Source organism: Streptomyces sp. MGP-P1 (genome assembly GCF_057766565.1).
In genome coordinates, this window is sequence record NZ_JBYMEM010000005.1 from 247,191 (window position 1) to 267,023 (window position 19,833).

Consider the following 19,833-nt stretch of genomic DNA (forward strand, 5'->3'; position numbering starts at 1 on the left):
GAAATCTGGAACCCCGGAGATCTGAAACCCCCAACCTCGGAAACCGGGACCCGGAACGCCGAGGAAACCGGAACGCAAAGGGAACCGGGAACCGGGGCACGGAGAACCGGAAACGTCATCGCCGAAAGGGAACACGGTGCTCTCACCCGTCGCCGCGTCCGTCCGCTCCGCACGAGACGGCGGAAAGGCACGCTGGGAAGGCTTCTTCACCGGACACCAGGTCTGGGACGGGACACGCGTCGCGGAGAGCGCCAAACGGCTTCTCGGCATGGACACCGCGGCCGTGGCGAGGGTCGCCGGCGAGGCGGTGCGGCCGTACCGGGCCCAGCCGGGCCGCACCGCCCCGTCGCTCCTGCTGCACACCACCACGCCCCTGCTCAAGGCGTTCGACGGGGACCTGGCCGCTCTGCTGAACGGCCAGGAACCCCACGACGTGACCACGTACGTCGAAGCCAGATCGGTGTATCTGGGGACCCCCGACGACCTCACCCTGGGCCGTACCGCGCCCTGGGCCGAGGCCGCCGCGCTCCGGGGCGTCCCCGCCGTCGACATCGGCGACCTGGACCACTACTACCTGACCCATGCCCTGCTGCTGATGGCGGAGACCCACGAGGAAGGGGCTGACACCCCCCTGCGCCATGTCATCGACTGGCTGTGCGACCGGCCCGACGCGGTGGTCCGGCTGTACGCGCTGGACGTGGAGACACAGATCTTCCTGCTCTGGCTGCTCCGCAGGACCGGCCTGACCGAGCTGGCCACGGACGCCAACAGCCCGGCGGTCGCCACCGAATGGAACCGGAAGAACCACATCCACCCCACGGTGGCCGCCGCCCGCGCGCTGCCCGCGTCCGCGCTGGAACTGCCCCCCGAGGAGCTGCTCGCCGCCGAACAGCGGCTCGGCCGGGCCCATCAGCGGCTGGGGCTGACCGTCCCGGTCCTCCCGGGTTACACGATCGCCCGCGCCGGCGTCGACCGGGACGCCTTCGTCGCCGGTGTGCTCGACGCGGCCTCGCTGCTCCGCACCCGGTACGGACTGGACCGGGCCGCGCTCAAGCCCGCCGACGCGGGCGACGGGGCGCGCATCGTGGGCAACCTGGACCTCGCCGACACCGACCGGCTGGCCGCGGAGGCCCGGACCGCGCACGCGGTCGGCGACGATCACCTCCTGGAGGCCTGGGTCACCTTCCTCAGCGTCTCCCTGGGCGAGGAGGAGGCCGAGCCCGGCTCACCGGCGGCCCGCCGCGTCCCGGTCGTGCCGTCGGGGCACATCCGCCACGGGCAGGTCGCCGAAGGGCTGACCCTCCAGATGCTGGACGGCTACTCCTGGCGGGGCAACGACTACGTCGACGAGGCCGGCTGGTCCGCTCTCGGGCTGCCCCGGGACGCCTACCGGACCGTCCGCGCCGCGCTGGAGGCCGTCCGGGCGGCTTTCCAGGGCCCGGAGAGCGTCACGGACGGCAGCCATGGAGGACTGGTCACCGGCGGCATCGACTTCGCCGTGGGCCGGCTCGGCGGCGCGTTCGGCGACAGGCTCCTCGTCGGGGCGATCGACTTCAACCTCTCCGCGCACGGCGCCGAGAGCCTGCACACCTTCCGGGACCGCGCCCGACAGCAGGGGATCGACGAGCCGTACGCGGCGACCCGTGTCTTCCTGCCGCCGGCGGACCGGACGCTCCATCAGATGGCCGCGGCGGCCCGGTCCATGGCGGTGCCCGGCGCACTGTTGGAGGCGGTGGCCTGCGTACCGCGACGGTGGGCCATGGTCGCCGCGACCGGCGCCGAACCGGCCGTCGCCGCCGCCCGGGCCGAGGCGCTGGCAGCTGCTCTGACCGCCCCCGGCCCCCGCCCTTGATCAACCGGCCCCCACCCGTGACGAACCAGACCCCGCCGGTGACGAACCGGCCCCCACGCGTACTGAACCGACCCCCGACCGCGTTCGACCGACTCCCGACCGTGATCAATTCGCAATCGATTTCGCTCTTGACCGAGACCCATCAACAGAGCGGACGATTACGCTCCGAACCATGCCCAACAGCCCGTCCCCCACAGGCAGTGACGCCGCCGCCCTCACCGACCGTACGGACGACCGTCCCGTCTACGTGATCGGCGGCGGCCCCGGAGGCCTCGCCGCCGCTGCCGCGCTGCGAGCCCGGGGCGTACGGGTCGTGGTGCTGGAGAAGTCGGACCGGGTCGGCGCCTCCTGGCGCGGCCACTACGACCGGCTGCGCCTGCACACGACCCGCCGCTGGTCGGCGCTGCCGGGGCTGCGCATGCCCCGCAGGTTCGGGCGGTGGGTGGGCCGGGACGACGTGGTGCGGTATCTGGAGAAGTACACCGAGCACCACGGTCTTGAAGTGGTCACCGGCGTCGAGGTGACGAGGATCGACCGGGCCCCCGACGGCTCCGGCGACTGGCAGCTCACGGCGACGGGCGGGCGGGTCCTGCGGGGCCGCGCGGTGGTCGTCGCCACCGGCTTCAACCACACCCCGCGCATCCCCGACTGGCCGGGCCGCGACACCTTCACGGGCGAACTGCTGCACGCGGCGCACTACCGCGCCCCGGCCCCGTACGCCGACCGGGACGTCCTGGTCGTCGGCATCGGCAACACGGGCGCGGAGATCGCCGCCGACCTCGCGGAGGGCGGCGCTTCCCGGGTGCGCATCGCGGTCCGGACGGTCCCGCACATCGTCCGCCGCTCCACCGCGGGCTGGCCCGCCCAGGCCACCGGCATCCTGGTCCGCCGCCTCCCGGTGCGGCTCGTCGACCGCGCGGGGGCCGTGATGTGCCGGATAGCCGTGCCCGACCTGGCCGCCCAGGGCCTCCCACGCCCCGACACCGGCCTGTACTCCCGGGTCCGCCAGGGCGCGATCCCGGTCCAGGACGTCGGGTTGATCGACGCGGTCAGGTCCGGCGCGGTCACCCCGGTGGCGACGGTCGCCTCCTTCGACCGGGACACCGTGGTCCTGGCCGACGGCACCCGCCTCACCCCGGACGCCGTCATCGCCGCCACCGGCTACGACCGGGCCCTGGAGCCGCTGCTCGGCCACCTGGACGTCCTGGACGGGCGGGGCCGCCCGGTCGCCCACGGCGGGCGCTCAGCGAAGGGAGCCCCCGGGCTCTACTTCACCGGATTCACCAACCCGATCAGCGGGATGTTCCGCGAAATGGCCCTGGACGCCGAGAAGATCGCGAAGAGGGTGGCCCGGGCGCCGCACTGAGGGCGGCCCGGAAGCCCCGGATGGCCGAGGCCCCCTGGGTCCCGCATGCCGGTGGGACGAAGGAGGGTCAGGGCCCCCGCCCCGGTCAGACCTCCGACAATGCCGTTTCCGCCGGACCGTCCCCGTCAGTCCCCGGACCGTCCCCGTCAGTCCCCGGACCGTCCCCACCGTGTTGCGGACCGTCCCCGCCCTGTTGCGGACCGTCCCCGCCCTGTTGCGGACCGTCCCCACCGTGCTGCGGACCGTCCCCGCCGTGCTGCGGCACGTCGCCGCCGCCGATGACGCCGACGCGCCGCAGCACGACGGCGGACAGGAGCGAGAGCAGCAAGGTGCACGCCGCGGCGACGATCATCGCGGTGTTCATCCCGGAGGTAGCAGCTTCCTTGGCGTGATCGAGCCAGCCGACGGGCATCCGCTGTGCCGAGGAGACCGCGCCGGCGAGGCTGTCGCCCGCGACGTCGGCCACCTCGGGCGGGACGCCGGCGGGCATCGCGTCGTCGATCCGGTCGCGGTAGACCGCGGTGGCCAGGCTGCCGAGGACCGCCACCCCCAGTGCGAGGCCCAGCTCCTGCACGGTCTCCGACATCGCCGAGGCCGAGCCCGCCTTCTCCGCCGGGGCGGCGCCGACCACCAGGTCCGTGCCCAGGGCCGCGATCGCCCCGAGCCCGAGGTACACGAGGCCGAAACCGATCACCATCAGGGCGACGCCGTCCGAGGCGTCCACCAGGGCGAGCAGCACGTAACCGACCGTGGACAGCGCCAGGGTGGCCGCCACCACGATTCCCGGCGGCACCCGGCGGGCCACCAGGGGCGACCCGATCGCGGCCAGGAACATCAGCAGGGCCGGCGGCCCCATCCACAGGCCCGCCTCGACGGGAGGCAGCCCCTCGACGAACTGGAGCTGCTGGGTGATCAGAAGCATCGAGCCGCCGACGCCGACGAGGCCCACGAGCAGCACGCTCAGCGCGGCGCTGAACGTCCGGTCGGCGAACAGGCCCACGTCCAGCAGCGGGTTCGCCAGCCCCGCCTGGCGGCGGACGAACAGCACCGCGAAGACCGCGCCGATCAGCGCGGCGGCGATCGTGGGCACGTCGAGGCCGGCTTCGGCGAACCGCTTCACCGCGTAGACCACCGGCAGGATCGCGGTCAGCGACAGCGCGACGCCGAGCAGGTCGAACGGGCCGGTCCGCGGCGCCCGGTACTCCGGGATCAGGACCGGAGCGGCCACCAGCAGCACGATCGCGACCGGGACCGCGAGGAGGAACACCGAACCCCACCAGAAGTGGTCCAGCATCACGCCGCCGACCACCGGCCCGAGCGCCATACCGAGCGCGAAGCTCGTCGCCCAGACCCCGATGGCCAGGGAGCGCTGCCGCTGGTCGGCGAACATGTTGCTGATCAGGGCCAGCGTGGACGGCATCAGTGTGGCCCCGGCGATCCCCAGGGCCGCACGCGCGACGATGAGCAGCTCGGCGCTGGTGGACCAGGCCGCCAGCACCGAGACGGCCCCGAAGGCCGCGGCTCCGATCATCAGCAGCTTGCGACGGCCGATCCGGTCCCCCAGCGTGCCCATGGTGAGCAGGAAGCCGGCGATCAGGAAGCCGTAGGCATCCATGATCCACAGCTCCTGGGTGCCCGACGGCCGCAGGTCCTCCGCCAGCGAGGGGAGGGCCAGGTACAGCACGGTGACGTCGAGGCCCAGCAGCACGGTGGGCAAGGAGAGGACGGCCAGTCCTCCCCACTCCCGGGCCCCCGCTCCGCGTACGGTCGTCATGGTCATGGAACTCCCCTGCGTTTCGCGTCTCGGCAACGTGCACGCGCCACGGTGCCGCCCCCCGCGCACGGTTTCCTGAGGGTCCTCGGGACAGCCCTTAGACTCCGGTCATGCGTTACGGGGTGCTCGGCCCGCTGGCCGTCTGGGACGCCGAGGGGCGGCCGGTCAGGGTTCCCGAGTCGAAAGTCCGCGCCCTGCTGGCGAACCTGCTCGTCCACGGCGGCGAACCGGTGCCGGCGGACCGCCTGATCGAGGACCTGTGGCCGAGCGGCCCACCGGGCGGCTCGGCGAACACGCTCCAGACCAAGATCTCCCAGCTGCGCCGGGTACTGGGCCGGGAGCGGGTGGTGCGCGAGCCCGCCGGCTACCGGCTGCTGCTCACGGACGACGGACATGGCGTACGTGACGGACGTGACGGACGTGACGGACGTGACGGACGTGAAGTGAACGGCGTACGTGACGTGGTCGGCACGGTCGACGCCCTGGAGTTCCAGGAGCTGGCCGAACGCGCCCGCGCCCAACGGGAACCGGCGGTCCAGGCCGACCTGTTCGCCGAAGCGCTCGCGCTGTGGCGGGGCCCGGCCTACGCCGATGTGGCCGAGTCCCTGTTCGCCCGCGGCGAGATCACGCGGCTGGAGGAGCTGCGCCTCAACGTCGTCGAGGACCACGCCGAGGCGCGCCTCGCCCGGGGGGAGCACACCGCGCTGGCCGCGGAGCTGGGGACACTCGTGGGACGCCACCCGCTGCGCGAGCGGCTGCGCATGACCCATATGCGCGCCCTGTACCGGGCCGGGCGGCAGGGCGACGCCCTGCGGAGCTTCCAGGACCTGCGGCGGCGACTCGCCGAGGAGCTGGGGGCGTCACCCGGTCCGGAAGCCGCCGCGCTGCACGGGGCGATCCTGCGCCAGGAGACGCGACTGGCCACACCCGCCGTCGGATCACTGTCTTGCCGTACCAACCTGCCCGCCCCGCTGACCCCGCTGATCGGCCGGCAGGAGGCGGCCGATCAGGTGCTGGCCCGGCTGGACCCCGCCGCGGACACCCGTCTCGTCACCCTCACCGGTCTCGGCGGAGTGGGCAAGACCCGGCTGGCGGTCGCCGCGGCGCGCGAGGCGTCGGGCCGGTTCGCCGACGGGGTGTGGCTGGTCGAGCTGGCGGGCCTCGGCGCGACCTCGGCCCCGGACGACATCGCCGAACGGGTCATCACGACGCTGGGGTTGTGCGACACCGCGGCGACGGAGCCGGATCTGGACGACCTGGTGGGCTGGCTGTGCCGTGCCGTGGCCGACAGACGGTTGCTGATCCTGCTGGACAACTGCGAGCACCTCGTCGAGCCGGTCGCCGTGCTCGCGGGGGCCGTGCTGTCGGCCGTGCCCTCGGCACACCTCCTGCTCACCAGCCAGGAACCCCTCGACATCCCCGGCGAGGTGGTGCATCCGGTACCGCCGCTGACCCTGCCGGAGCGCACCGGTCCACCGGCGATCGCCCGGGCCGGCGCCGTCGAGCTGTTCGTGCAGCGGGCCGCGGCGGCCGCGCCCGGCTTCGTCCTCGACGCGGAGAACGCGGAGGCCGTCGCCACCATCTGCCGTCGCCTCGACGGCATTCCGCTCGCCCTGGAACTCGTGGCGTCCCGGCTCCGGACGCTGAGCCCGCACGAGCTGGCCGCCCGGCTGGACGACCGGTTCGCCCGGCCCGACGCCCGGGTACGCGGGCTCCCCGACCGCCAGCGGACGTTGCGGGGCATGCTCGACTGGAGCTGGCAGCTGCTGACCGAGGACGAGCGCACGGTGCTGCGGCGCCTGGTCGTGCACGCCGACGGCTGCGTCATGGCGTCCGCCCAGGCGGTCTGCGCCGACGCCGGCCTGGGCGCCGGGCGGGTCCCCGACCTGCTGTCCCGGCTGGTGGACCGCTCGCTGGTGGTCCGTGAGGGAGACCGGTTCCGGCTGCTCGAATCCGTGGCCGCGTACTGCGCCGAACGCCTGGCGGAGGCCGGCGAGGAGACCGCCGTACGCGCCCGGTTCGTACGCCACTGCGCCGAGCTGGCCGAGCGGGAGAGCGAGCGGCTGCGCGGCCCGGACCAGCGGCGCTGCCTGGAGCGCCTCGACGCGGAGACCGTCAACCTGCGCCGCGCCCTGGACCTCGCGGTCGCCCAGGACGCCGCCGGATACGCGGTACGGCTGGTGAACGCGCAGGCGTGGTACTGGTTCCTGCGCGGCCGTCTCACCGAGGCCCGCAGGTCGCTCCGGGCGGCGCTGGCCGCCGGGGGCGGGGCCGCCCCTGCCGCGCGCGTGGCGGCGCGGGTCTGGCTGGCCGGTATCGAGCTGCGCAGCTCGGGGGACGGCAGGGCAGCGGCGCCGGCGGACGAGGATCCCACCTCCGGCGTCGAGGACCCGGTGCTGAGAGCCCGGTTGCAGTGGTTCGTCGGCACCGGGCTGACCGGCGGCGGCCACCACCGCGAGGGGCGGCGGCTGGTGGAGGCGGGCCTGGCCGGCGCGCGCGCCGCCGGGGACCCCTGGGGCGAGGCAGCGGCCCTGGTCGAGCTCGCGAGCCACGCCCCGGGCCGGGAGGAGTCCGCGGAGCTGGGCGCCGCGCTGTTCGCGGAGGCCGGCGACCGCTGGGGCAGGCTACGGGCCACCCGGGCCCTGGCGCTCGCGGCCGAGCGCCGGGGTGACGGCGCCCGGGCGGAACGACTCCACCGGGAAGGTCTCCTGATGGCCGAGGAACTCGGCCTGTGGACCGAGGTCGTCGAGGCGCTGACCTGGCTCGGCAGGGCCGCGCTGGCGGGCGGCAGCGCCGAGCGGGCGACGGAGCTGTACGGGCGCGCGCTGTCCGTGTCGGCCGAGCGCGCCTACAGCGCGGGCGAGATCCGTGCCGAGATCGGCCTGGGACACGCGGCACGGCTCCGCGGCGACCTGGACGCCGCCAGGCGCCACCTGAATCGGGCACGGGCCAAGAGCCGTGCGTCGGGCCAGGCCGCACACGCCGAGGCCGCCTTGGCGGAACTGCCTACCCCGCCCCGGGCGTGAGCGGCCTCCCGCACCGCGGGCGTGAACGGCCTCCCGCGCCGCCCTCCGGGTGACGCCCGTCACTCCCCTCCCCCGGATGTCACATCCCCGGGGCCTGTTCCGTCCTGTGTGTGTAGCCAGTGACGACAGCAGACAGCAGACAGCAGACAGCAGAGGGAGCACACCATGAACGCCCGACTCAACGCCTTCGCCAGCCCGGTCACGGGCAAGCTCGTGAAGCACCTGGTCTCGGCGGGCAAGATCATCGAGGACACGACGCTGCCCGCCGTGACACAGGAGCTGGTGAAGATCCGCGCGAGCCAGATCAACGGCTGCGGCGGCTGCCTGGACATGCACACCAAGGAAGCCGCCGCGGCCGGGGAGACCTCGCTGCGCCTGAACCTGATCGCCGCGTGGCGAGAGTCCACCGTCTTCACAGACGCCGAGCGCGCCGCGCTGGAGCTGACGGAGCAGGGCACCCGCATCGCGGACGCTGCGGGCGGGGTCCCGGACGAGGTCTGGGCGAACGCCGCCAAGCACTACGACGAGGAGCAGCTCCTCGCTCTCGTGTCGCTGATCGCGCTGATCAACACCTTCAACCGGCTGAACGTCATCCTCCAGCAGCCGGCCGGCGGCTACCAGGTGGGGCAGTTCGCGTAGCCGGGCGTAGCCGGGGGGACCCGGGCGGACCCGGGCCTACGCCCAGGCCCCCGTGGCCGCGATGCGCCGCGCCCACGGTTCCAGGTCGGCGGCCTCCCGGCCGAGCACCCGGCGGACGTCGTCGGTCACCGCGGCCGAGTGGCCCGCGCGGTGCAGGGCGAACATCGAGCCCAGGGAGTCGGCGGCGGCCTGCGGCCACCCCTGGGCGAGAAGTTCGGCGCGGTACGCCTCGGGGCTCAGCTCCTCGTAGCGGACGGGGCGGCCGGTCGCGCGGGCGATGGTCTCCGCGGCTTCGGCGAAGGTGAGGGCGCGGGGGCCGGACAGGGTGTACGTGCGGCCCGCGTGGCCGTCCTCGGTGAGGACGGCCACCGCGACCGCCGCCACGTCGTCGGCGTCGACGAAGGGTTCGGGGACGTCCCCGATCGGCAGGCCGATGCGGCCCTCTCGGAGCGGGGCCCGCCACAGGTCCTCGTCGAAGTTCTGGAAGAAGTTGTTGGGGCGCAGGAGGGTCCACTCGGCCCCGGACTCCCGGGCCGCGTCCTCCGCCGCCGCCATGCCCCGGCCGAAGCCCTCGCCCGCGTGCTCGATGCCGTGGCCGGACAGGACCACGAAGCGGCGGACCCCGGAGGCCTCGGCGCGGGTCACGAACTCCTTTACGGGGGAGGGGTCGTCGGGGGCGACCAGATAGAGCGCCTCGGACCCTGCGAGGGCGGGTTCCCAGGTGTCGGGGAGGGTCCAGTCGAACCGGATCTCACCGGAGCGGGAGGCGGGGCGGACCGTGGTGGTTCCGGTCGCGCGCAGCCGGTCCACGACCCGGCGGCCGGTCTTGCCGGTGCCGCCGAGGACGAGGATGCCGGACGGACCGCGGTAGGTGCTCTTCGTCGTCATGGGTCCAGTCCATCGCGGCGGACCCGGCGGGCCCATGGGCGTCCGTCCGCCGTGCATAGGTGAGCGTCCGGAGCACGGCCGACTCTGCCTACAGTTGCGTCATGGACGTGTTCGACGAGCTGTTGCGGGGCGTGCGGGGCAGTGGCGCGGTGTTCGGCCGTTCGGTGCTGCGCGCGCCGTGGTCGTTGCGGTTCACCGACGGGGCGTATCTGACCCTGTGCCTGCCGATGCGGGGCGGGGGGTGGATCGTGCCGGAGGGCGGCGAGCCGCTGCGGGTGAGGGTCGGCGAGGCGGCGATCGTCCGCGGCCCGGCCCCGTTCGTCTTCACCGACGACCCGTCCGGAGGTACGGGGACGGGCCGGGCCGGTGGCGTACGGGCGGTGGGCAGGGGCGCGGCCCCGGACACCGCCCCCGCACCCGCACCGGAGGCCGGACCCGGCCCCGGTCCCGGAACCGAACCCGGCCCCGGCCCCGGAACCGAACCCGGCTTCCCCACCGTGCTGTTGGCGGCCACCTACGACGTACGGGCCCAGGTGCCCCAGCGGCTCCTCCAGGCGCTCCCGCCCGCCCTCGTGGTGCCCGACGAGCAGGACTGCGCGCCGATGCGCGACTACCTGGAGGGGCAGATCGGCGGCGGGCGGCCGGGCGAACAGATCGTGCTCGACCGGCTGCTGGACTGGTTGCTGGTGTGCACGCTGCGCGACTGGTTCGACCGCCCGGAGGCGGATCCGCCGGGGTGGTACGGGGCGCTCGGCGACCAGGTGGCGGGGCCGGCGCTGCGGGCGATGCACGCGGACCCGGCGCACCCCTGGACGACGGCGGAGCTGGCGGTCCGGGCGGGGGTCTCCCGGACGACCCTGGCGAAGCGGTTCACCGAGCTGGTCGGGGAGGGCCCGGTGGCCTATCTGACCGCCTGGCGGATGACGCTCGCGGCCGACCTGCTGACCCGCCCGGAGCTGACGGTGGCGGCCGTGGCCCGGCGGGTCGGCTACGCGGACGCGTTCGGCTTCAGCGCGGCGTTCAAGCGGCTGCGCGGCGAGAGCCCGACCGCGTTCCGGCGCGCGGCGGCGGCCGCCGACCCGGTGGGGACGGCCGCCCCGGCGGGGTGAGCCGCCCCACGGGCCCGCGGAGGCGGGGCAGCGGGCCGGCTGCCCCCGGCCTGCGGGAGGCGGGCGGATACGAACCGCCGCTCACCGGCACGTCCGAACGGGGAAGATCGGCCCCGGCGTACCGAAGGGCTCAGCCCCAGACGCCCCGCGCCGCCGCGTCCCTGACGAAGGCGGCGAAGTCGCGCGGCTCTCGGCCGAGCGCCCGGCGCACCCCGTCCAGGACGGGCGCCTCCCGGCTCGTGGTGATCGGCTTCAGCGCGTCCGTCCAGAGGCCGGCCTCCTCGTCCGGGAAGCCCTGGGCGACGAGCCCGGCACGGAAGGCGGAGGCGTCGACGGGGACGTACGCGGCGCGCTTCCCGGTCTCCTTCGCGATCTCGTCCAGGACGTCGTCGATGCCGAGCGCGCGGGGGCCCGAGAGCCCGTACTCCTGGCCCGCGTGACCGTCCTCGGTGAGCGCGGCGACAGCCACCTCCGCGATGTCGTCGGCGTCGACGAACGCGGCCCTCCCGTCCCCGGTGGGCAGCGCCAGTTCGCCATCGCGTACGCCGTCGAGGAAGACGCCCTCGCTGAAGTTCTGGGCGAACCAGCCGGGTCGCAGGATCGTCCAGGTCACGCCGGAGGCGCGTACGGCCCGCTCGCCCTCGCCGTGCGGGCCGCCGTCCTCGTAACCGGGGCCGAAGTAGCCGGGCTCGTCCGTGCCCCGGGCCGAGAGCAGCACCAGCCGCCGCACCCCGCTCGCGACGGCCTGCTCGACGAAGGCGGGCGTCGGGGAGGGCGAGGCGTCGAGCGGGGTGATGTAGACGGCGGCGGCCCCGTCCAGGGCGGCGGCCCAGGTGGCGGGGTCCGCCCAGTCGAACGGGGTGTCGCCGGACCGGGAGGCCGCCCGGGTCTCCACCCCCAGCTCTCGGAGGCGGGCCACCACCCGGCGGCCGGTCTTGCCGGTGCCGCCGGTCACGAGTACGGGTTCCTGCGCGGAGGTCGTGTCTGTCTGCGTCATGGCACCAGCCTCGCCCGGCGGGGCGGCCCTCGCCCATGGCTCAGTGACCGGGAAGGATGTCCGAGCGTCCGGCGGAGGCGGCACTCCGGCGCTCCGGCGTTCCACCGAGGAAACGGCCGAGGCCCGGATCCACTGGGATCCGGGCCTCGGTCGTGTTCTTCAGTAGCGGGGACAGGATTTGAACCTGCGACCTCTGGGTTATGAGCCCAGCGAGCTACCGAGCTGCTCCACCCCGCGTCGGTAAACACCACCCTACGCCACGGAATGCCTCTCCATGACCACGAGAGCCTGCGCCCGCTCGCCCGCCCGGTGCTCGCAGGAGCCTTTGCCTGCACACCCATTCCTGACGCAGCGTCATTTCCATGACCTGACTGACTGTCAACTCAGCGCCTGGGCCGACCGGGTCGGGGCCCGGCTGCACCGCGGCGTTCGCGGCGGAGGCCGCAGCCCAGGAGATCAACATGACCACGCACGACGCCCACGAGGGCGTGGCGTCGTTCGTGGAGCGCCGGTCGCCGGAGTACCGGGGGGGCGCTAAGGGGTGTATTCGGCCAAGGTCCGTCGGTAGGCGGCGAGTCGGGAGGTCCGGCCGATGGTCAGGGCGCCGATCAGCCGTCCGTCCCGGTGGTAGCTGACCTCCAGCCGCCGGGCGGCCCGGTCGCATTCGTGGACCTTCACCGTGTCGCCGAGCCCCGGGAGGCCCACCGAGCGGAGCCGGACGCCGTGGACGTCGGACCAGAAGGATGGCACCTCGTCGAAGGCCGGGGCCGCCCCGCCGAGCAGCAGTGTGCGGGCAGCGGCCGCGCCCTGCTCCACCGCACCGGACCAGTGGCCGAGGGCAGGCGAGGCGCCGTCCGCCAGGGGTTGCGGGACCAGGGCCACATCCCCCGCCGCGACCACGCCGGGCACGGTCGTACCGTCGGGGAACAGGACCCGCAGCCGGGAGTCGGTGCGTACGCCGCCGGCCGCCTCGATGCCCGATCCGGCCAGCCATCCGGTGGCCGGGACCGCTCCCAGGGCCAGGACCGCGGCATCGGCCGCGACGCTTTGTCCGTCGGCCAGCCGGGCGCCCGAGAGGCCCCCGTCCGGGGCGGTCCGGAACGCGGCGACGGTGGCGCCGGTACGCAGATCGATGCCCGCCTCCCGGTGGAGCATCCCGACGAACTCGCCGGCCTCGGTGCCGACCGCCCGCTCCAGGGGTACGGGCCCGGCCTCCACGAGGGTGACGTCGAGTCCGAGGGCACGGCCCGCCGCGGCGACCTCGCCGCCGAGGAATCCGGCGCCGACGACGAGCAGCTGCCGCCCGGGGACGAGCGCGGCCCGCAGCGCCACCGCGTCGTCGCGGTCGCGCAGGGTGAACACCCTCTGGTCCGGGCCCGGTTCACCGTCCACCGCACCGGCCCGGGCGGCGGCGCCGGTGGCGATCAGCAAACCGTCGTAGGGCAGGCGTGTGCCGTCGGCGAGGGTGACCGTCCGGCGGTACGGGTCGAGCCCGACCGCGGGCCGCCCCAGCAGCCAGCGGGCCCGGAGGCTGTCGGGGGCCGGGAGCCCGGTGTCGACCGGGGAGGGGGCCGTCAGGAATTCCTTGGAGAGCGGCGGGCGGTCGTACGGGGCGTGCAGTTCGGCCCCGACGACGGTCAGCCTGCCGGTGAATCCCTCGGCCCGCAGGGTCGTGGCGGCCCGCAGTCCCGCCAGCGAGGCCCCGACGATCACCACGTCGCGCGGAGAGCCGACGGGGCTCACGGGGTGGTCACGGTGATGGCGCGGACCGGGCAGGACGCGGCGGCCTTCTCGACCCCGTCGCGCAGCGCCTCGTCCGGCGTCGGCTCGTACTGGAGGTAGTCGTCGTCGTCGAACGAGAACGTCTCGGGGGCGGCGAAGACGCAATTGCCGTGGCTCGCGCAGACGTCCATGTCCACGGTGATCTGCATGGTGACTCCGTCACGGGTAGGGCGCGGCGGCCGGGGTGGAGGTCAGCCGGCCGTCGGCGGGTTGAAACGGGAGTAGGCGGGCGCGGACCAGCGCAACGGGGAGGCCGCCGCGACCTCCCGCACGGCGGTGATCTCGAACTCGACCAGCCGCTGGGCGCCGGGGTGGCCGGCGACTTCGTCCTCGTCCCACACCGTGCGGGCCGCGCCCGTCAGGTGAAGGGACGTACCGGCCTCCCAGCCGGGCACGAAGAGGCCTGCGGCCGGGTTGAGTTCGAGGTTACCCAGGGTCAGGAACATGGCGTTGCCAACGTAGTCGGGCCAGCGCAGGAGCCGGGGGGAGAGCACCTGGACGAAACCGGGGTTGCCGCCCCGGTGCGAGGCGTCGGCGTCTCCCCGGTCGGAGGCGGTGGCGACGAAGAAGGTGTCGGCGGCCCGCAGCGTCCGCTGCTGCTCTGGGCTCAGCTCCGTGCCGTCGACGGCCCTGCGGGGGGCCTGGGCCTCCCCGTCCGCGGCCGGGCGGTGGGCGCGCTTCTGGATGTACTTGGGGCAGTTGGCGATGACCTGGTCGAGCTGGACGCGCAGCCCGTCGCCGTCGCGGACGGCCCGGCCGTTCATCCGCATCCGGCGGCGGGTGGCCGGCTCGATGCCGATCATGCCGATCCGTACGGGCTTCTGGCCGGGGCCGGTTCCGGCTCCGGCCAGGACCCCCGCGAGCGGGTCCTCCGGCGGGGGCAGCGCGCCGAGGGTGAGGGTGTGCGGCTCGGGAACGGCCAGGAATCCCGGCTCCCCGGTGAGCTGGGTCGCCCAGATCCGGCCCCGCTCGTCCGTGCCGCCCACCACCACGTGGGGCTGTTCGGCGAGGAAGGCCACCGCCACCTCGGGGACGGCGCTGCCGATGGCGCCCTGCGAGTGTCCGGCCTCGCTCGCGAGGCCCGCCCGCTCCTGCACGGCGATCTCACCGTGGTGGTAGCCGCCCATGACTCTGCCTTTCCACCGAGGAAGGGGACGGTGCCGGACCTTGTCGCCGGCGCCGTGGCCCGGTGCCGCACAGCACCGGGCGATACCGCGTGGAGCGCCTGCTCCTAGAAGAAGCCGCAGGTGGGTGCGCCCGAGGTCGGGGCGTCGGCCGGGTCGGCGCCGGTGGGCGCGTAGATCTCCAGGCGGATGCCGTCGGGGTCGGAGAAGAAGATGCCGCCCGAGTTCCCGCTCTCGCCGTGCGGCACGACGCCGTCGTAGGTGAACTCGGCGCCCAGGGTGCGCAGGACCTCCTCGGTGGCCCGGACCTCCTCGACGGTGTCGACCTGGAAGGAGAGGTGGTGCAGGCCGGGCAGGGTCGTGGAGAAGGTGCCCTCGCTCTGCTGCCACAGCGTCACCAGGAGCCGGGATCCGCGGCCGAGGAACGCCCAGCGGCGGCCCTCCTCCTTGCCCTCGGCCAGCACCTCGAAGTCGAAGACCTCGCGGTAGAAGGCGAGCGAGCGGTCCAGATCGGTGACGTTGAGGCCGATGTGGCCGGTCTGCAGGTTGTTCGCCTTGCTCATGGTCGGTCCCCATGCTTTCGGTCAGGGCTGCGAGGTGGTCTCGTAACCTGTGAAAATGACTTTAGAGGTTAGAGATGCATCGGTCAACCGGTGATCTCCGTTTGTCCGGTTACCATCGATGGACCATCCCCGACCGAGCCCGCGACGGAAGGATCCAGCCGTGCCGCACCCCATAGGGGCCGACCCCCGGCCGCTGACCGCTGAACCGCTCGCCCTCGATCTGCTCAACACCCGCTGGAGCGACGCGGAGGGCGCGCACGACCTCCTCGATTCCGAGGCCGGCCTGGCCCTCTGGCTGTCCAGTACGCCGGTACGGGAGGAGCTGGCGCCCCTGTCCACGCCCGCCGACGGCGCCACCCTGGGCCGGCTGCTGGAGACCCGCACCGCACTCGAAGCCCTGGTCGCGGCGGCCGCCGAGCAGAGGACGGCCACCCTTGGCGCCATGGCGGCGCTCAACGAGGTCCTCGCCCACGGCCGTATCCGCCGCGCCCTGGGGTCCGACGGGCTGCCGGAGTCGGTGGTGGAGGTGGACGACCCGTCCTGGGGGCCCTCCTGGTACGCCGCCGACAACTGGCTGCGTCTGGTGGCGGACCGGCCCGACCGCATCCGCCCGTGCGCGAACGACGCCTGCGTCCTGCACTTCTACGACGTGTCCAAGAACGGGACCCGCCGCTGGTGCTCGATGGCCGGCTGCGGCAACCGCGCGAAGGCCCAGCGCCACTACGCCCGCCGCACGGGCGCGTAAACGTTCCGGCACGGGCGAAGGGCCGGCCCCCGCCCGGTGACGGACGGCGACCGGGCCCCCGGCTCCCCCGCCGGGTCAGCGCCCGGACAGGGACGGTGCGTCGGGTTCCTCCGCCCGGTACTCGGCCGCCCGCGGCCCCTGTTCCCGCAGCGCGGCACGGCGCACCTTGCCCGAGGTCGTCCTCGGCAGGACCGCCGCGAACTCCAGCACCCGCACCCGCTTCTCCGGCGGCAGCAGAGCGCTCGCCGCGTCCAGGATCTCCCGGGCGGTCCCGGCGGACGCGGGCCGGCTGGCGGCCGGGACCACGAAGGCCTTCGGCGCCCACAGCCCCACCGGGTCGGGGACCGGGACCACCGCCGCGTCGGCCACCGCCGGGTGGCGCAGCAGGGCGTCCTCCAGCTCGCGCGGCGAGATCCGGTGGTCGAACGACTTGAACATGTCGTCCGACCGCGCCAGATACGTCAGCGACCCGTCGGGCTCCCGCCGGGCCAGGTCCCCCGACCGGTAGTAGCCACCGGCCAGCGCCTTCGCGGTGCGGCCGGGGTCACCGACGTATCCGCGCATCAGTCCCAGCGGCCGGTCGGCCAGGTCGAGGCAGATCTCCCCGGGCTCCCCGTCGGCCACGGGCTCCCCGGTCTCCGGGTCGACGAGCACCACCGTGTATCCGGGCAGCGGGAAGCCCATGCTGCCGGGCAGTGCGGCGCGGCCGGGCGGGTTGCCGATCTGGCCCGTGGTCTCCGTCTGCCCGTACCCGTCCCGCAGGTCGAGCCCCCAGCTTCCGGCCACCAGCTCCACCAAGGAGGGCTCAAGCGGCTCGCCCGCCGCGACCGTCTCGCGCAGCTCGGGCGGGCGGGCGCCCAGGCCGTGCGCCGCGAGGCCCCGCCAGACGGTCGGCGGCGCGCAGAAGGTCGAGACCCGGCGGGTGCGCAGGACCTCCAGGATCTGCCCGGGGGTGGAGCGCGCGGCGTCCAGGGCGACGACGGTGGCCTCGGCGTTCCAGGGCACGAACAGGGAACTCCAGGCGTGTTTGGCCCAGCCCGGAGCGGAGATGTTCAGGTGGACGTCGCCCGGCCGGACCCCGTTCCAGTACATGCCGGAGAGATGCCCCACGGGGTAGCTGACGTGGGTGTGCTCCACCATCTTCGGGCGCGATGTGGTGCCCGAGGTGAAGTAGCGGAACAGCGGGTCCGCCGCCCGGGTCGGCCCGTCCGGCGTGAACTCCTCCGGGGCCGTGCGGGAGTCGGCGTAACGCCGCCAGCCCCGGACCTCGCCGCCGACGGCGATCCCCTGCCAGCCGCCCGGCGCACCGGCGAACCGGTCCGCGAGTTCCGCCTCCGCGACGACGTGCCTCACCCGGCCCCGGTCCAGCCGGTCGGCGAGTTCGCCGGGGGTCGCGGTGGTGTAGGTGGGAATGACGACCGCCCCGAGCTTGATCGCGGCGAGCATCGTCTCCCAGACCTCCGCCCGGTTGCCCAGCATCAGCAGGACCGCCTCGCCCCGGCGCACCCCGAGCCCGCGCAGCCAGTTGGCGACCTGGGCGGAGCGGCGGGAGAGTTCCCCGTAGCCGATCAGCCGGTCGGAGGAGGGGCCGCCCGGTCCGACGACCCGCAGCGCGTCCCGGTCGCCCCGGACGGCGACGGTGTCGAAGTAGTCCAGGGCCCAGTTGAAGTGCTCGGGCCTCGGCCAGCGGAAGGTCTCGACCGCCTTGGTCAGATCCGTACGGTGCAGGAGCAGGGCGTCCCGGGCCGCCAGGAACTCCGCCGCGGGGTCCTGGAACAGCCCGTCCGGAGTGCTCGTGTGGTTCGTCATGACGCCTTCCCCGGCCGCGCGCCGACCGTGGCGCCCCGGCCCGTCGGGGCCGGCGAACCGGACTGCTGGGCGGGGATGAAGGCCGGTGCCGCCTCCCGGGCCGGGCCGGCGCCGATCGGGCGCAGGGCGTCCACGGCGATGGCGTCGGCGTCCTGGTAGAAGAGGGTGCTGACGCCGGGCCTGCTGCTGCCCACCTGGGTGAACCAGCGGGTGTGCTCCGTCGGGATGCCCAGGGCGTACAGGTCGGGGCGGATCCCGCCGGACCTGTCGACCACGTGGAAGGGGCTCATGGTGACCTCCAGGCCCCCGGTGGCGTGCGCCTCCCCCGCCGGGCCGCCCTCGATCACGTAGGGCCGGACCAGGCCCTCGTCGACGAGCTGGCGCGTCAGCGGCGAGGTGTCCCGGAGCAGGTCCGGGGTGGGTATGCGGGCGTCGATCAGGCTCCGCACGTGCCGCTCGGAGCCGGCGACCTGCGGGGAGACGACCCGGAACGCGCCGGCCTCGTCGTCCGCCTCGAAGCGGGTGCCGGGTCCCGCGACCTCCACGATCCCCTGCCGGACGAGCGCCCTGAGCTGCTCGACCCGGGCCATCGGCGGACCGGCCGAGAGCAGGGCGTTGACCGGCAGGAAGCGCCCGTGGAAGTAGCCGGTGTGCGAGGCGGGCAGCAGACCGCCGTAATCCACCGCCAGCCGCACCACGTTGCGGATGTCGCGCAGCACGTCGAGCGCCGACTTCAGCGGGCCGTCCAGGGTCCCGAGCTCCGCTTCGGCGAGGTCCTCGTCCATCACGGCGAGCAGCCGCTCGCGGAACTCCTCCGCCGAGGCGAACCGGGTGTCGCCGAACGGCCGGGCCAGCGCGTCGAGATCGACCGGAGGTATGTCCCCGAGCCCGGCGGAGGCCCGCAGCGGGCCGGGGTCCCGTCCGGCCCGCAGCAGCTCGGCGTGGGCTTCGGCGAAGGCGTCGGCCGCCTCCCGGCCGGAGGAGTTCCTGACATGGGTGACGTAGAAGACGTGGTCGATCTCCCGCCGCAGCAGCGGCAGCACGTCCTCGGCGAAGTCCAGTTGGCCTGTGCCCCCGCGCGCCCGGCGCGCGTGCAGCAGGGCGTCGCGGGTGAGGAAGAGGGCCCGGTGGCTGAAGTCGGGCCGTTTCTGGTTACGGCCGCGGGCGGGGATCGGCAGACCGCTGCGCGAGCCGGCCACGATGCGCGGCTCCCGGCCGCTGGGCAGATAGCGCAGCCCGCCGCCGACCGCCCCCTCCTCGTGGCGGAACGTGCCGCCGCGGCCGACCGTGAGGGAGAGCATCACGTCGTAGAAGGACAGACCGAGGCCCTTGATCCCGACCGCGCTGCCCGGGGGCACGGTGTCCTCGCCGAGCGCCATGTCCGCGGCCGAGTCGCCGCAGAGGTAGTGGGTGCCCGGGTTCCGCCCGGTGAAGTCGAGCATGGCGCGCTCGAACGCGTCGGGGGCGTTGAACGGATGGCCGGTGGCGAGGACCACCCGGTCCGCCTCCAGGAGGTGCGGCGCGGCGTCCAGGCTCAGCAGGTAGCCGTCGTCCGGGCCGGTGCGCAGGGCGGTGACCCGGCCGGTCACCGGGACCAGCTCGACGTGGGACGGCAGGTGCTCGGCGATCGTCCGGTGGACGTGCTTGAGGTACTGGCCGTAGCGGACGCGTGAGGCGTAGTCGTCGGGGCCGAGCGCCGGTTCGCCCGCCGTTGCGTGGCGGTGGGCGATCCACTCGCCGAGCGAGGGGCCCGCGCCGGGCCGGTCGGGGCCTCCGTCGGGCCCGCCGGAGTACATGGTCACCTGGCTGATGACGGTGTTCATGGTGAACCAGTCGTCCTGGTCGGTGCGCCACACGCGGCCCGCGCCGATCTCCGTGGCGTCGATGAGGTGGACGCGCACGGGGCGAGGGGCCCCGCCGCCGGCCGCCGCGGAGGGTTCGGCGGGTGCGACGGCTTCGCCCCGTTCGGCGGCGCCGGCCGCTTCTGCGACTTCGGCCGCGGCGCGCACGGCGATCCGTTCCAGCACGGATATGCCGCGTGGGCCGCTGCCGACGACGGCGATGACCAGGGGACGCGTAACGGAGTTGAGTCCGGACACAGGAGCTTCCTTGGAGTGAGGAGGGAACACACGGCGATGGGCGCACCGCCCGGCCCCAGG

15 protein-coding genes, 1 tRNA gene and 1 pseudogene are annotated in these 19,833 nt (G+C 74.4%); 7 read left to right on the plus strand and 10 right to left on the minus strand.

Features of this window, described 5'->3' with window-relative positions; all coding sequences use genetic code 11:
• Positions 1 to 136 precede the first annotated feature (136 nt).
• Together AC3CH1_RS10440 and AC3CH1_RS10445 are read left to right on the plus strand one after the other, a co-directional pair.
• Positions 137 to 1,852, plus strand: coding sequence for a hypothetical protein (locus AC3CH1_RS10440; protein ID WP_488462635.1), 1,716 nt, complete (start codon positions 137 to 139; stop codon positions 1,850 to 1,852).
• 172 nt (positions 1,853 to 2,024) lie between these two features.
• Positions 2,025 to 3,218, plus strand: coding sequence for a flavin-containing monooxygenase (locus AC3CH1_RS10445; protein WP_488462636.1), 1,194 nt, complete (start codon positions 2,025 to 2,027; stop codon positions 3,216 to 3,218).
• Between the two features lie 85 nt (positions 3,219 to 3,303).
• Here the strand turns inward: AC3CH1_RS10445 and AC3CH1_RS10450 are convergent, their stop codons facing one another.
• The gene (locus AC3CH1_RS10450) at positions 3,304 to 4,998 is read right to left on the minus strand and encodes an MFS transporter (protein WP_488462637.1); all 1,695 of its coding nucleotides are present in this window, start codon (positions 4,996 to 4,998) and stop codon (positions 3,304 to 3,306) included.
• Positions 4,999 to 5,102: 104 nt separating this feature from the next.
• Here AC3CH1_RS10450 and AC3CH1_RS10455 point away from each other — a divergent pair, with 104 nt between their 5' ends.
• Together AC3CH1_RS10455 and AC3CH1_RS10460 are read left to right on the plus strand one after the other, a co-directional pair.
• Complete coding sequence (locus tag AC3CH1_RS10455; RefSeq protein ID WP_488462638.1) at positions 5,103 to 8,018, plus strand: AfsR/SARP family transcriptional regulator; 2,916 nt, start codon at positions 5,103 to 5,105, stop codon at positions 8,016 to 8,018.
• Positions 8,019 to 8,183: 165 nt separating this feature from the next.
• Complete coding sequence (locus tag AC3CH1_RS10460) at positions 8,184 to 8,657, plus strand: carboxymuconolactone decarboxylase family protein (protein ID WP_488462639.1); 474 nt, start codon at positions 8,184 to 8,186, stop codon at positions 8,655 to 8,657.
• 36 nt (positions 8,658 to 8,693) lie between these two features.
• Here AC3CH1_RS10460 and AC3CH1_RS10465 read toward each other — a convergent pair whose 3' ends face one another.
• Positions 8,694 to 9,545 carry an NAD(P)H-binding protein gene (locus tag AC3CH1_RS10465; RefSeq protein ID WP_488462640.1) on the minus strand — a complete coding sequence of 284 codons (852 nt, stop codon included), beginning with the start codon at positions 9,543 to 9,545 and terminating at the stop codon, positions 8,694 to 8,696.
• A 101-nt stretch (positions 9,546 to 9,646) separates the two neighbouring features.
• On the opposite strand from AC3CH1_RS10465, the gene AC3CH1_RS10470 reads away from it, so the two are divergent.
• Complete coding sequence (locus AC3CH1_RS10470; RefSeq protein ID WP_488462641.1) at positions 9,647 to 10,654, plus strand: AraC family transcriptional regulator; 1,008 nt, start codon at positions 9,647 to 9,649, stop codon at positions 10,652 to 10,654.
• 130 nt (positions 10,655 to 10,784) lie between these two features.
• Here the strand turns inward: AC3CH1_RS10470 and AC3CH1_RS10475 are convergent, their stop codons facing one another.
• Together AC3CH1_RS10475 and AC3CH1_RS10480 are read right to left on the minus strand one after the other, a co-directional pair.
• Positions 10,785 to 11,651 carry an NAD(P)H-binding protein gene (locus AC3CH1_RS10475; protein ID WP_488462642.1) on the minus strand — a complete coding sequence of 289 codons (867 nt, stop codon included), beginning with the start codon at positions 11,649 to 11,651 and terminating at the stop codon, positions 10,785 to 10,787.
• Positions 11,652 to 11,814: 163 nt separating this feature from the next.
• Positions 11,815 to 11,888 (minus strand) — tRNA-Met (locus AC3CH1_RS10480).
• A 188-nt stretch (positions 11,889 to 12,076) separates the two neighbouring features.
• Here AC3CH1_RS10480 and AC3CH1_RS10485 point away from each other — a divergent pair.
• A pseudogene (locus tag AC3CH1_RS10485) lies at positions 12,077 to 12,181 on the plus strand (enoyl-CoA hydratase); the annotation flags it as partial.
• Positions 12,182 to 12,185: 4 nt separating this feature from the next.
• Here the strand turns inward: AC3CH1_RS10485 and AC3CH1_RS10490 are convergent.
• The 4 genes from AC3CH1_RS10490 to AC3CH1_RS10505 form a co-directional block, all read right to left on the minus strand.
• Positions 12,186 to 13,394, minus strand: a complete 1,209-nt coding sequence (locus AC3CH1_RS10490) for an NAD(P)/FAD-dependent oxidoreductase (RefSeq protein ID WP_488462643.1) — start codon at positions 13,392 to 13,394, stop codon at positions 12,186 to 12,188.
• On the minus strand, positions 13,391 to 13,582 hold the full coding sequence (locus AC3CH1_RS10495) for a ferredoxin (protein ID WP_488462644.1): 192 nt from the start codon (positions 13,580 to 13,582) through the stop codon (positions 13,391 to 13,393). The genes AC3CH1_RS10490 and AC3CH1_RS10495 overlap by 4 nt, the downstream gene beginning before the upstream one ends.
• Positions 13,583 to 13,624: 42 nt before the next feature.
• Positions 13,625 to 14,560: a pyridoxamine 5'-phosphate oxidase family protein gene (locus tag AC3CH1_RS10500; protein ID WP_488462645.1), complete on the minus strand. Its 936-nt coding sequence runs from the start codon at positions 14,558 to 14,560 to the stop codon at positions 13,625 to 13,627.
• Between the two features lie 104 nt (positions 14,561 to 14,664).
• The gene (locus tag AC3CH1_RS10505; RefSeq protein WP_488462646.1) at positions 14,665 to 15,120 is read right to left on the minus strand and encodes a VOC family protein; all 456 of its coding nucleotides are present in this window, start codon (positions 15,118 to 15,120) and stop codon (positions 14,665 to 14,667) included.
• 160 nt (positions 15,121 to 15,280) lie between these two features.
• Here AC3CH1_RS10505 and AC3CH1_RS10510 point away from each other — a divergent pair, with 160 nt between their 5' ends.
• A complete protein-coding gene (locus tag AC3CH1_RS10510; protein WP_488462647.1) occupies positions 15,281 to 15,865 on the plus strand; it encodes a CGNR zinc finger domain-containing protein in 585 nt (194 codons plus the stop codon).
• A 75-nt stretch (positions 15,866 to 15,940) separates the two neighbouring features.
• On the opposite strand, the gene AC3CH1_RS10515 is transcribed toward AC3CH1_RS10510, so the two are convergent.
• Both AC3CH1_RS10515 and AC3CH1_RS10520 read right to left on the minus strand, forming a co-directional pair.
• A complete protein-coding gene (locus AC3CH1_RS10515) occupies positions 15,941 to 17,674 on the minus strand; it encodes an AMP-binding protein (protein WP_488462648.1) in 1,734 nt (577 codons plus the stop codon).
• The gene (locus tag AC3CH1_RS10520) at positions 17,671 to 19,773 is read right to left on the minus strand and encodes an FAD/NAD(P)-binding protein (protein WP_488462649.1); all 2,103 of its coding nucleotides are present in this window, start codon (positions 19,771 to 19,773) and stop codon (positions 17,671 to 17,673) included. The genes AC3CH1_RS10515 and AC3CH1_RS10520 overlap by 4 nt, the downstream gene beginning before the upstream one ends.
• Positions 19,774 to 19,833: the final 60 nt, after the last annotated feature.

What these genes read in the sequence shown, in the direction of transcription:
- AC3CH1_RS10455 (WP_488462638.1), top strand. Translation starts at nt 5,103, where the DNA reads ATGCGTTACGGGGTGCTCGGCCCGCTGGCCGTCTGGGACGCCGAGGGG.
- AC3CH1_RS10460 (WP_488462639.1), top strand. Translation starts at nt 8,184, where the DNA reads ATGAACGCCCGACTCAACGCCTTCGCCAGCCCGGTCACGGGCAAGCTC.
- AC3CH1_RS10500 (WP_488462645.1), bottom strand. Translation starts at nt 14,560, where the DNA reads ATGGGCGGCTACCACCACGGTGAGATCGCCGTGCAGGAGCGGGCGGGC.
- AC3CH1_RS10465 (WP_488462640.1), bottom strand. Translation starts at nt 9,545, where the DNA reads ATGACGACGAAGAGCACCTACCGCGGTCCGTCCGGCATCCTCGTCCTC.
- AC3CH1_RS10475 (WP_488462642.1), bottom strand. Translation starts at nt 11,651, where the DNA reads ATGACGCAGACAGACACGACCTCCGCGCAGGAACCCGTACTCGTGACC.
- AC3CH1_RS10470 (WP_488462641.1), top strand. Translation starts at nt 9,647, where the DNA reads ATGGACGTGTTCGACGAGCTGTTGCGGGGCGTGCGGGGCAGTGGCGCG.
- AC3CH1_RS10495 (WP_488462644.1), bottom strand. Translation starts at nt 13,582, where the DNA reads ATGCAGATCACCGTGGACATGGACGTCTGCGCGAGCCACGGCAATTGC.
- AC3CH1_RS10505 (WP_488462646.1), bottom strand. Translation starts at nt 15,120, where the DNA reads ATGAGCAAGGCGAACAACCTGCAGACCGGCCACATCGGCCTCAACGTC.
- AC3CH1_RS10450 (WP_488462637.1), bottom strand. Translation starts at nt 4,998, where the DNA reads ATGACCATGACGACCGTACGCGGAGCGGGGGCCCGGGAGTGGGGAGGA.
- AC3CH1_RS10515 (WP_488462648.1), bottom strand. Translation starts at nt 17,674, where the DNA reads ATGACGAACCACACGAGCACTCCGGACGGGCTGTTCCAGGACCCCGCG.
- AC3CH1_RS10445 (WP_488462636.1), top strand. Translation starts at nt 2,025, where the DNA reads ATGCCCAACAGCCCGTCCCCCACAGGCAGTGACGCCGCCGCCCTCACC.